At 58.8% G+C, this 12,667-nt stretch carries 6 protein-coding genes; 5 read left to right on the forward strand and 1 reads right to left on the reverse strand.

The window, feature by feature from the left end; all coding sequences use genetic code 11:
* Positions 1–241 precede the first annotated feature (241 nt).
* From NZK35_RS23935 to NZK35_RS23950, 4 genes are all read left to right on the forward strand, one after another.
* Positions 242–1,621, forward strand: a complete 1,380-nt coding sequence (locus NZK35_RS23935) for a Gfo/Idh/MocA family protein (protein ID WP_259635049.1) — start codon at positions 242–244, stop codon at positions 1,619–1,621.
* 130 nt (positions 1,622–1,751) lie between these two features.
* A complete protein-coding gene (locus NZK35_RS23940; RefSeq protein ID WP_259635050.1) occupies positions 1,752–3,026 on the forward strand; it encodes an outer membrane protein assembly factor BamB family protein in 1,275 nt (424 codons plus the stop codon).
* A gap of 218 nt (positions 3,027–3,244) precedes the next feature.
* Positions 3,245–4,480 carry a glucuronyl esterase domain-containing protein gene (locus NZK35_RS23945; RefSeq protein WP_259635051.1) on the forward strand — a complete coding sequence of 412 codons (1,236 nt, stop codon included), beginning with the start codon at positions 3,245–3,247 and terminating at the stop codon, positions 4,478–4,480.
* A gap of 8 nt (positions 4,481–4,488) precedes the next feature.
* Complete coding sequence (locus tag NZK35_RS23950; protein ID WP_259635052.1) at positions 4,489–5,322, forward strand: methyltransferase domain-containing protein; 834 nt, start codon at positions 4,489–4,491, stop codon at positions 5,320–5,322.
* A gap of 238 nt (positions 5,323–5,560) precedes the next feature.
* Here the strand turns inward: NZK35_RS23950 and NZK35_RS23955 are convergent, their stop codons facing one another.
* Positions 5,561–10,816: a DUF1559 family PulG-like putative transporter gene (locus NZK35_RS23955; protein WP_259635053.1), complete on the reverse strand. Its 5,256-nt coding sequence runs from the start codon at positions 10,814–10,816 to the stop codon at positions 5,561–5,563.
* Between the two features lie 534 nt (positions 10,817–11,350).
* On the opposite strand from NZK35_RS23955, the gene NZK35_RS23960 reads away from it, so the two are divergent.
* The gene (locus tag NZK35_RS23960) at positions 11,351–12,667 is read left to right on the forward strand and encodes a Gfo/Idh/MocA family protein (RefSeq protein WP_259635054.1); all 1,317 of its coding nucleotides are present in this window, start codon (positions 11,351–11,353) and stop codon (positions 12,665–12,667) included.

Raw genomic sequence — 12,667 nt, forward strand, 5'->3', positions numbered from 1 at the left:
GTATTGGGCTTTAGCCGCTTCGTCTCGCTGCTCCGCAGCGAGCGAAGGATCGCCTAAAGGCTAGACACCAACGTGCGCTGAATTCCCATGCACCAGCGTCCTTGCCACGCGGCGGTTGGCTCTCTGTCGTTTGGGTCGTTCCGCAAACCAGGCAGGTGATTCGTGTTACAATCACAGCCGACACCGGCGGTGGTCATCGCCTGCCAAGACGCCCTCAAAAACCCGATCAAACGAGACGAACATGAACAAAAAAACTCAGCCGATCACGCGTCGCCAATCGATCCAAGCCGCCGCGGTCGGTACCGCTGCGGTCTTCGCCGCCCCGGCGATCGTTCGCGGACAAAACTTGAACGACAAGATCCGCGTCGCGATCGTGGGCATGGGTGGACGAGCCAAAGCCCACGCGGAAAGCCTGGTCGAATTGGAAAAGGAATCCACCTCCGGCGTCTCACTGGCGGGCATTTGCGATTGCGATGAAGCGAAACTGAAATCCGCCGAAACGGTTTGGACCGAGCGTAGTGGTCACAAAATCCAAACCTACGATGACATGCGACGCGTTTTGGACGACCCGTCCATCGACGCGGTCACGTTCGCCACACCCAACCATTGGCATTCGCTGAACGTGATCTGGGGCTGCCAAGCGGGCAAAGACGTGTATGTCGAAAAGCCCGGATCGCACAATATCTTCGAAGGCCGCAAGATGGTCCAGGCGGCGCGCAAGTACAACCGGATTGTCCAGCACGGGACGCAATGTCGATCGTCACCGAACATCGTCGAAGGCATCGACAAACTGCATCAAGGCGTGATCGGCGAGGTTTACTTTGCCCGCGGCATCGCCTACAAAATTCGCGGCGACCTGGGCAAGCATGCACCGCGACCGGTGCCCGATGGACTCGACTGGAACGCCTGGTGTGGACCGGCACCCGTACACGAATTCAGCAACTTCCAACATCGTCGTTGGCATTGGATCTGGGACTACGGCAACGGAGAAATCGGCAACCAGGGCGTCCATCAAATGGACATCCTGCGATGGGGGCTGAAATTGGACACGCACCCGGTGCAGGTTTCATCAGTGGGTTCCAATTACATGCAAGAGAACGTTCATCAGAGCAGCGCCGAAACACCGGGTGTCTTGTCAACGTCGCTGAAATGGGCTGACGGCAGAATGGTTGAATTCGCGGTTCGCGATTGGTACACCAACGCCGAAGCAGGCTTTCGCGATAAGTATCCGTTCGTCCAAAAAGACTTTCCCGTCGGAACGATCTTCTTGGGCACCGAAGGCACGATGATCATCCCCGACTACTCGAGCTACTACACGTTTTTGGGACGCAATCGCGAGCCGGGCCCGAGCGCGTTTGAAGAGGGCAGCCCGATTTCCAACCTGCCGCACTTCCGCAACTGGGCACTCGCAGTCCGCGCACGCAACCCTGAATTCCTCTCCGCCGAGATCGAACAGGGGCATCACTCTGCCGCGCTGTGTCACTTGGCCAATATCGCATATCGGGTCGATCGCACGCTGCACTTCGATCCGGAAAAAGAAACCTTCAAAGACGATCCGCAAGCGGACCGTTTATTGACGCGACCGGCGCGTGGTGCGTTCACGGTACCTGATGTCGTTTGATCTGGAAGCGGAAAAGGGGTCAGGTACCCGACGAAGAGTGGGATAGGCTTCCAGCCTGTCGATTCAGAGCATGACAGGCTGGAAGCCTATCCCACAACAATCCGGCAATTCATCTTCAACTGAGAAACCAATGAAGAAACAATACGGCTTCATGTTGTCAACGTTTGCTTTGGCTTTCGCGCTGGTCCAGTCCAACACCCACGCCGATTGGCCGCAATGGCGCGGGTCGGCGGACCTGGGCAGTGTGGCGACGGGAGACTATCCGTCCGAACTCAACGACCAGACCCTGCGTTGGAAAACAACGCTGCCCGGCAAGGGATGCTCCACTCCGATCGTTGTCGACCAGACCCTGTACGTCACCGCGCCGAGCGACGGTGTCGATGCATTGGTGGCCATCGATTGGTCGGGCAAGGAAAAATGGCTGACGAAATTCGGCCCCGAAGTGAAAGGGAAACATCGCAACGGATCGGGAAGCAACGCGTCCCCGGTCAGCGACGGTGATGCGATCTTCGTGTACTTCAAAAGCGGGACGTTGGCCGCCGTGGAACTCGACGGAACGGTGCGATGGCAAACAAATTTGGTCGATCGTTTCGGCAAAGACACGCTGTACTGGGACCATGGGACGTCGCCCGTCTTGACGAAGCGACATGTCGTTTTTGCGCGGATGCACAATGGTGAATCATGGCTAGCAGCATTCGATAAACAAACCGGCGACATCGTGTGGAAGGAAGCGAGGAATTATCAAACGCCGCGTGAATGTGATCATGGCTATTCGACACCGCTGGTGATCGATCATCAGGGAAAGGAATCATTGCTGGTCTGGGGCGCCCAACACTTGACAATCCACGACGCTCAAGACGGACACGTGGTGTGGTCGTGTGGGAATTTCAATCCCGACTCCAATCAACTTTGGCCGGTCGTTGCCTCACCGGTCCTGATCGATGACATGGCGGTCGTCGCTTTCGGCCGCAACGACAAGGGTGCACCGCGACTGTACGGCATCCGGATGGACGGGAGCGGTGACGTCACCGAGACGAACCACGTTTGGTTTCGCGATGACATCTCGACCTTCGTCCCCTCGCCCGCTGCTTACAACGGACACGTCTACCTGGTCCGTGACCGCGGTGAAGTTGAATGCATCGATCCGGCGACGGGCAAAACGATCTGGAGTGATGCGTTCCCCAAAAACAGAAACTCGTATTACGCATCACCGACCATCGCGGCCGGAAAACTTTACGCGGCACGTGAAGACGGCGTCGTCTTCGTCGCCGATGTGGCCGACGGCACATTTCGATTGCTGTCCGAAAACGATCTGGCAGAGTCCGTGATCGGATCGCCCGTTCCGATCGAAGACCGCATTTTTATCCGCGGTGAGAAGCATTTGTTTTGTTTCTCGTCCAAATGACTCGGTGACTCGTTCTCAGGCTCTGCCTGGCCCTACTGACAAATCGTGCAGGTCACGCTATGCGTGACAGAAGGCATGCACAGCATGCCCTACACCCCTACTGACAAATCGTGTAGGTCACGCTGTGCGTGACAGCAGGCATGCACAGCATGCCCTACCCCGCCGCCGCACCACCCCACCCTATCATGCAACGACACCCGTACCTTCTCCCTGCCGCAATGCTTCTCGCCGCGACGACGTTCACGGCAAGTCCCTCCATCGGCCAAGAGGCGACATCCGCCTGGCGAGCCAATCCCGATCTGGTCGAAAAACTGACCCGGCAACGCCGCGAGTTCAACTACGTCGAATCAAAAGTCCCGCCGTACACGTTGCCGAATCCGCTGGTGACTCGCGGGGGCGACCTGATCCGTTCGCCGAAGGAGTGGAATGACAGTCGTCGCGGCGAGCTACTGGAGTTGTTTCGTGAGCAGGTTTATGGGCGTCGGCCCGACGTCGAGTACTCGCTGAGGTTTGAGCAGACGGCGGAAAACACGCAAGCGTTCGACGGCGCCGCGACCGGCCGCGAAATGAAAGCGATCATCCAAGTCGACGATCGTACGTTTTCATTTCCGTTCGTCGTCTTTGTGCCCAACAAGGCGTCGGGGTCGACCCCGGCGGTGATCCACATCAACAACCGCTACTTTGTTCCGCTGGCGACCGCCATCGAAAAACCCGATCCGTTTTGGCCGGTGGAAACCTTCATTGAGCGCGGTTACGCAACGGCATCGTTCCACACCTCACATGTCGACCCCGACAAAAAAGACGGCTATCCCGACGGAATCCGCTCGTTCTTTGCCGACGGAAAACCGCCCGAAGACACCGCGTGGCGCAGCCTGTCGGCTTGGGGCTGGGCGGCCAGTCGGGTGCTCGATCATCTGCAAACGATCGAATCGATCGATGCCTCACGCGTCGCGGTCTCGGGCCACTCGCGGGGCGGGAAAACGTCGCTATGGGCGGCGTGCGAAGACGAGCGCTTCGCGATCGCCTACAGCAACAACTCGGGGTGTGGCGGCGCCGCGCTGTCACGACGGGCATACGGAGAAACCGTTAAGCGGATCACGACGTCCTTCCCCCACTGGTTTTGCAAACCGTTTTCCGACTACGCCGGTCGCGAGCATGACTTGCCCGTCGATCAGCACGAAGTGATCGCCTTGATCGCACCGCGTGGCGTCTATGTCGCCAGCGCCGACGAAGACCTGTGGGCGGATCCGAAAGGCGAGTACGCGTCGCTCATCGCCGCCGCTCCCGTGTTCGGTCTGCTGGGAAAAGACGCGATCGAAACGACGACCATGCCGCCGCTGGGGCAGCAACGCATCAAGGGCCAGACCGGTTATCACATCCGCGCCGGCGGACACGGTCTTGGTGAACTGGACTGGAACTTTTTCCTGGACTTCGCCGACACGTTGCTGAAGTAGTTTGCGTGATGTTTGAACTACGCTGCACCGTCAGAAACTGTACGGCAGTGCTGAAACAGCACGACAACGCGCTGCGGTGCGATTCCGGCCACCACTTCGATCGCGCCAAGGCGGGATACTGGAGTCTGCTGCAACCGCAAGATCGAAAATCGCTCAAACCCGGCGACTCCGACGACGCCGTCCTGGCCCGGCATCGTTGGCTCAAGCGTGGGCTCGCTACCGGGTTGGTCGAAACGCTGCGGCCTTGGATCAAGACGCCGACCGCGGGAGACGATTCGCGATCGATCAGGACGCTCGACCTGGGCTGTGGCGAAGGCTCATTTGGGCCGGCACTGTTTTCGGACACTCCGAACGGCTACTGCGGCATCGACTTGTCCAAACGTGCGATCAAACTCGCCGCACGGGGTTGGCCCGAGGCGACTTGGGTGTTGGCCAACGCGGACCGCACGTTGCCGGCTGCGGACGGGAGCGTCGATCAAGTGATTTCGTTGTTCGGACGCCGACCGGCCGATGAAATTTCGCGGGTGCTCGTTTCCGACGGCAACTGCATCATTGCCGTGCCTGGCGAGGAGGACTTGATCGAGCTTCGTGAAAGTGTTCAACAAGAGGGGCATCGAAGAAGCCGGTGGGAAGCGGTTGTCGATGAACTCTCCGCAGCCGGTTTGCAGTTTGTGGAACACCAGAACTGGCGACATCGTGTCGAGCTAGAACCCGATGCGATCGCCGATGCGTTGGCGATGACCTACCGCGCCGTCCGACACTCGCAACAAACGCGTGCGGAATCGTTGACTGCGATGGCTGTCACCCTGGCCGCCGATTTGATCTTGCTGCGTCGGTCGTAGACTGGCCGGGGAGGTTCGCCGGGGCTCAAAATCACTCCGTCACAGCCAATCGACCCTCCCCTCGCTGCGCTCGACCCTCCCGCACACGGGAGGGTTGCTTGCTAACTTGGTGCGTATGCCCCTCGCTGCGCTCGACCCTCCCTGCCAGGCAGAGTGACTTCAGAGGTGTGGACACCGATGCCGGCCAGGAGGGTGAAGTCCCAAGCGGGACGCGATCATCTTGCCGCGAGCGCCCGCGCTACCGCATCACCTGCTCGGCGACGATGACTCGCTCTCCGCCGCGTGGGGTGACCAGCGACTTGAAGGCGTCCGGCGTGATGGCTGAACGCAAAAAATTGATTTGGCCATCGGCGAAGCCCACCGTCAGGCCTTTTGCAATCGGAATATTCTCCAGGCCGTTCATGGGGTCATCGATCAGAAACGGAAAATCATCGGGCTTGGTCCAAGTGACTTCATGACCCTTGGGCGTCTGGATCATCAAGAGCGTCTTGTCCGGTCCATCGGAGATCGCTTGATATGGCGTACTCGGTAGATACGGATTGCTGACCGCCCCCACGCCACGAATCGTCATCAGACGAGTGGTGGTGCTACTGGAACTTGCATCGGCATCCCGGAAGATGTCAGGCATGTAGGGGATCAACTTGAGGTTGTGCGGGCTGTCCCATGGCTGATCGAGCCGAAACTGTTTGTACAGATGCAGGTAATCCAGCGAGCTTAGAATGTGCACCCGCCAGCTTAGATTGCGGTCGTCCAACAATTCTGGATTTCGCTGATACTTTTGCACCAGGCAAGACAAGACGACTCGCATGCCGTAGGCTTCGAAGAGCCTTGCCTGGTCTTCGCCGACATACGGGTATCCATTCACGTGGGCGCTATATCGCATCAGCGTCGGGGCATCGACGAATTCGTCTCCGGTGCTCGTCGCCAGCGCGTGGAAAATTTCGGGCGACAAGGAACTGGGAAAGATCTGACATCCCGTCCCGGTAATCAACCCGACACTTTTGCCGACCTTTCCGAGTGACTGAACCAGGTTTTCCGGATCCACTTCAATGTCGACGGGTTTCGTCCAGGGCACCGCTTTGTCCGTGCCAACCATTCCGCCCAAGATGGTCGAGGCGCGGCTGTCGGTGATCGGCATGTCTTTGCTGACCAGTGAATCACGAATCCGCTCGTTGGACAAACACATTCCGCGGCCGATGAACATGCAGATTTGAGTCCGTGATTTTTCGCCGTTTTGCGTTCGGTAAACCTCTGGCATCTCGTCGAGCAACGCGAGGTTGGCGTCTGCGTCCCATGGTTGGTCATGATCAAAGCGATCGTAGAGCGTTTGATGGCCTAAGAACGGCAACAACTCGACGCGCCAGCTCAACTTCAACGTGTTGCCGCTCGTCGCAGATTGCACTTTGGGGAAGGTGCGGTAGTTGCTGGTGTATTGCTGCAACGCCCGGCTGATTCGGGCGAGCGAGGACTCCGCCACGATCGTGTAGTAAGGCTTCTTGGTTGCCCCCGCCGCCGGCACCGCGGGCACCGGGTCGGGCAGTGCGATGTCGCCCCTGATCATGACCGGTCGATGGTATCGCGGCGCCCGTCTGTTCGTCGCGACGAGATCTGACTCGCTCCAGATCTTCACCGCCCACTGATTTTCAACCGCGGGATCTATCAAAGACATGCACTCCGGATTCACCGGGGACGGCATGTCAAACGAAACCGTTTTTCCGCTGACCAACATCCCGCGGGCCTTGGGCATGCGAATCAATGTCGGCAGCGGTTCCGGTCGCGTCCAAGTCACCTCTTGGTGTGTCGGCGCGAAAACGATCGCCAGCTTGTTTTCCAGATGCGGGGCATCGGAACGGAGAGCCCGAATCACCGGTTCAATCGCGCGAATGCGTGTTCGCCCGGGGCGTGATCCCAACGTGTAGACCTCCGGGATTTTCTTGATCAACGCGTAATTGTGAACGCTATCCCAAGGTTCATCGAGTTTGAAGTCGCGATACAGAGACTGATAACCGATCAGGGGCAATAAATGAACCCTCCACGAAAGCTGACTTCCCGGGGGCAACTTCAGTTCTCGCAGCTTGGATCCGATCCAATTAAACCGCCCCACCATGGGTCGGGTCGGTTCTTTCGACTCTCGCACGACATCACTCGGCGCCGTGCCCAGTTTGAATCCGTTGGGCGGACGTTTGGTTGCCGTGTCGGCGGCAAACCAGCGCTCCGACACGTGTTCATTGCCAGCGATTGAAATCAGTGCTTGCAACTTGAGGGGATGGATTCCGTCGGGGAAGGAATGTACGTCTCCCGTCCCCATGACGGCGATCGTTGGCGTCGTCGACGAGATCAAAAACCCGGACGCGACCTCGTCATCGACCATCGGCTTCGCTTCGGGACGCGTCCATTCCACTTTCGCTCCCTCTCCGGCGAACAGGATGACGGCAGTTTGCTCGCTACCGTCACTAAAAAAGACGCCGTTGCCAATATCAGGCATCTGCGCGCCGACGCCTTGCCGCCAAATGCTGCGGATGCGAGTCGAATCGGCGTCGGTGCCAAAGCGATAGACCGCCGGCATTCGATCCAGCAACCTTTTGTTGTGTTCTGAATCCCAGGGTTCATCCAGCTTGAACTCCGCATACAACGCTTCCTCGCCCAGAAACGGCAACAGATGCACGCGCCAAGAAAGCTTGTCGTCGGTGCGGACCGCGGTGTCCCGGTAAAATCCCCGATCGATGCACCGTTGGACGGCGTCGGCGATGGTTCGAAGATTGTCGCCGACTTGATCAAACGTCACGGCGACGACTGGCTTGAGTGGCGTCGTCGCGGGCGTCTTCTGGGGCGACGGCACTGATCCTTCCGATGTCGCCGCCGCGACCGATTTCAATGCGTGGGCGTTTCCATCCGGTTCATCCTCGTTTGACTCGACGACGCTCGCCGAGGGATCGGTCTGCGTCGTTTCCGGCTTGCCGGACACCGCCGATTTTTCGATCGGAACCACAACGGGCTGCCCGCGATCGAGCGATGCCATCACCATGCCGCTGGCTGCATAGAGTCCGCCGCCAATCAAGAGCACGAAGATTGCGGCCAGACCGGCGACCGTTTGTGCAACCAGCCACGAGGACATCGCTTGTCGATTGTCGGTGTCGAGCTTCTGCGTGCCGCCTTGCTGCGGTTCAATGGGCGGCCAAAGCTTGGACGCGGACGCTTTCAATTTGGTGATTTCGTCACTGCCATCCGCTCCGAGCTGCCGCGCGATTTCAATCCTCGAGTTGACCGCCTCAAATCGCTCCGGGTCAAAACCGATCGCCTGGTCCATCGCGTCGCCGGCTTCCTTGAGCCGTCCGAGCTGCCAAAGTTGACGGCCCAGGGAGCACGCGACGGAGCAGGCAAAATCTTGCGGCTGGGAACGTGAGCGTTTTAAGATTTCACGCAGGTCTGCGATCGATTCTTCGTGATTCCCGGCCGACTGTTGAACCGCAGCTCTGAAATACCGTACCTCCGGCGGTTGATTCGCTTGCTTCATCACCACGTTGATGTCCGCAAGCGATTTTTCGTATTCCGCGATCTCGTAATACACTTGGGCACGCTGCAAGCGGGCATCCAAATCGCCCTGTTTGATCAGGTCCGTCATCACGTCGATGATGACCCGATTGAATTCCAAAACGCTTTCGGCACGTTTCTCGGCAAAATCGGCAAGCAACGTCGACATTTCGTCGCGAACCGGAGCGCCGGACTGGTCAAAGAGCTCGATCGCAAGTCCCGAGTCAGACCGCGAGGCCGATTTCCATCGCTGTGCCAGAGCAAGACGCTCGATGGGAGCCGGGTGAGAGTCGTAAACCGTTGTTTTCCGGCACATGATTCCACGGATGATTCCGTCAATCTCTCGCTGGTCGAACGCATTGATCTGGGGTTTCGGTGCGTAGAAATGCGAGGGGGCGAGATCCGATTTGATTTTGTCACCGATCGCGCCCGACACGATGTGATCGAACTCAATGTCACGCCGAATCACATGCTTCAGTCCGTCAACGAACGCCGAACTACCGTAGGTTTCAACGGCTGCGCGATCGGCAAGCACTTCCTGCAAACGGCTGGCCCCGAGCGTCAATCGCGTAAACAGATAATGAAAGGTCCGTAGGAAGTGGATCGTGATATCCCACCATCGAATCTTTCCCCGCTCGCTAATTGCATCGGCGAACTGATGCATCGCAAACTGCACCTTCAGCGCGACGTCTCCGCCGGCGGTGTCACGGTTTCGAAAGTGCGTGTACTCGTGTGCCAAGATGGCGCGGAGGGAATCGACTTTGAAATCGTCGAGCAACGCGACGCCAAAAATCAGAACGCGGCGCCCCTTGTCGCGCAGCTTGTCCCACCAACGACCACGTTCGGTCACGGCCAAATCGGTGCCCGGTGAAATCCAAATCTCGTCGACGCTCCGCGTCCCCATGGTCTCGGCAACATCGCGGACGAGATTCCAAAATTCTGGAGACTCGCCCTGGCGAAGTTGCATTCCGTCTTGAGACTCCGGAACGCGAATCATCGCGGTGCGAATCCCACTGACCGCCGTGATCACTCCGCCCACTCCGCCGATCAAGATCACCGCCAACAGGATCAAATTCAAATACGGGGTGGAAAGCGCCGCGTATCCGATCGTCAACGGCAATGCGACCGCACACACCAAAATGACCGGCAACGAAATGTAGTAATAGACGCCCGCCACGGTGACGACAGCGCGATAGACACGCCGGATCAATCGAGTAGCGAATGATCGCGCATCCAACTGGTCTTGCTCGATCGCCTTGAGCGTAAAACGACTGAGCAACAGGCCCAGCAAGTAGATCGCGACCAAACCGATCAACCAAACCATGATGATCCAAAACGTAATCTCGGCGTATTCCCAAACCCATTTCTGATTGTCGATCGCCACTTTCAACATCTGCGCGATGCTTTCATCGGACAGCCCCAATGCCTTCGCGTTGCGCAACGCGATCTCCGCTGATTGCCAATCTTCGTCCATGAGGGACTGCAACCCTTTGAAATACTGGGCGTGCGGGTTGTTGGGGAATTTCTGGACGAACTCGCTGGTGGTTTGACGAAACAACGCATCATTGCCGACTTGCGCCGACAGCTTTGCCGTTGCGATCCAAGGCAGTGGTGTCGACGCGTTCTGCTTCAGGCCCTGTTGGGCCATCTGCAGTGCTTCATTTCGGTATTTCGACGCAAAGGCTGCGTTGGGAGCGTATTGATCAATCGCATTGATCGCGGACATCATGCTGGTGAGTGATCGGTCCGTCGCCAGATTGGCCTGGATTTGCGATTCGATCCGATTTGCCGCGGCGGGCGTGTAACTCGGTGCGTTCGACGTTCCCGGCATCGAAGGCGTGGGAACGCGAATGCCTCGGATGGTGCTGGATGGATTGAATGCCGGTGGCCGACTGGCATTGGTCGCGAGCGGGTTTCGAAACACGGGGCCGACCGCACGACCACCGGGCGCACCGAACGGCACGTGAGGCTGACCGCGAAACGAAGAGCCTGGGCGAAACGAGTTACCCGGCGATGAATAGGAGGGCGCGCCGGGATAAGTCGGCCGACTTGAGGGCACGCCGGGGCGTGGCGAGTTGAACCGATTGGGCGTCGAACGGGGCTGGCTGTAGGAGGGCCGCGGGTTCGAGGGCCGAGAATAGGAGGGCCTCGTGTACGAACGGCTCGAGCCGGACGGTCCGCCGAACGAGCGCCCGCCGCCCCCCGGACTTGGCATCTGCGGCGCGGAGGGGAACTGGGCGGGCATCACCTCGGCGAGCCACGCGATCAAGCAAAACACACAAAAGATCCGCATCCAAATCGCGGGTCGGCAGTGCGCGGGTCGGCAGTGAACGATCAAGATTCCGCCTCGCTAACGTTCTTGTTTGGTGTTCGCATGCCGCCGTCGCGGGAATTCGATCGGCGTCGTGCGGTGTCCGCAGGCAAGTCGTAGACTATGATAACAGCTCTCTCTCCACCAAACGGCTCCCACCCGCCCGATGCTCTCCGAGATTTAGACATGAAACGCCCCTCCGATTCGCGACGGAATTTTCTGAAAACCTCCGCTGTCCTATCCGGCGGCTATTGGCTCGGTTCGACGCCGGCCGCGCCTGCCGCGTCGCCCAATGAAAAATTGAACGTCGCTTGCATCGGAGTCGGCGGCCGTGGTTCGGCAAACGTCAGCGGTGTCAACGGCGAAAACATTGTCGCCATGTGCGATGTCGATGAAGTCAAAGCGGGCAAGCGTTTTGAACAGTTCGACAAGGCCCGGAAATACCAAGATTTCCGCGTGATGCTGGATCAACTGGACAAGCAAATTGATGCCGTCGTCATCAGCACGCCCGACCACACCCACTTTCATCCCGCCCGCCAGGCGATGTTGATGGGCAAGCATGTGTACTGTGAAAAACCGCTCGCCCACACCGTGTGGGAAACTCGCGAGCTGACGAAGATCGCCAAAAAGATGGATGTCGCCACCCAGCTCGGCAACCAGCGACACGCCAACGAAGGCATGGCCCGCACCGTCGAAGCGGTTCGCTCGGGCGTGATCGGCGAGGTCACCGAAGTCTATTGCGCGGTCGGCGGCTCACGAGGCATGCCGGACATGCCCACCGAGTTTCCTCCGGTCCCCAGCCATCTGAACTGGGATCTGTGGCAGGGACCTGCCCAAGAACGTCCCTACTCGCCGGAGTACTGTCCTTATAAATGGCGTTTTTGGTGGGACTACGGCACCGGCGAAACGGGCAACTGGGGCTGCCATATTCTAGACATCCCATTTTGGGCGTTGCAACTGAAGTATCCCAACCGCGTCGATCTGGATGAGGTGCCCAGCCCCGATCAAATCGATCCCCAGCGGACTCCCACGTCAATGAAGACGCGTTTGGAATTCCCGGCGGAGAAAGGACACGGTGCATTGACGCTGCATTGGTGGCATGCATCGTTGGGCGACGTGTTCAAACAGCACAAGACGGTTCCCGAGAAAGGGGACAACACCCTATTCGTCGGCACCAAGGGCACGATCACAGCCGGATTCAACGGCTACAAGGTCACGCTTAACGACGGCGGCCACCCGGAGACTCCCGAGCAAACGATCGCCAAGTCCCCGGGATTCCACCAGGAATGGATCAACGCCTGCAAGGGCGGCCCACGTTCGACGTGCGACTTTGTCGACTACACCGGCCCGCTGGCCGAGTCGGTCCTGTTGGCCAACACCGCGTTTCGCGCCGGTGGCGGGTTTGACTGGGATGCCAAGGCCTTTCAAGCAAGCGGCAATGACAACGTCGAGCAGTTCCTGATGCCGAACTTCCGCAAGGGCTGGGAAGTCGAGGCGGTTTAG

The sequence above is a fragment of the Stieleria sedimenti genome, from assembly GCF_025060895.1.
GTDB lineage: Bacteria > Planctomycetota > Planctomycetia > Pirellulales > Pirellulaceae > Stieleria > Stieleria sedimenti.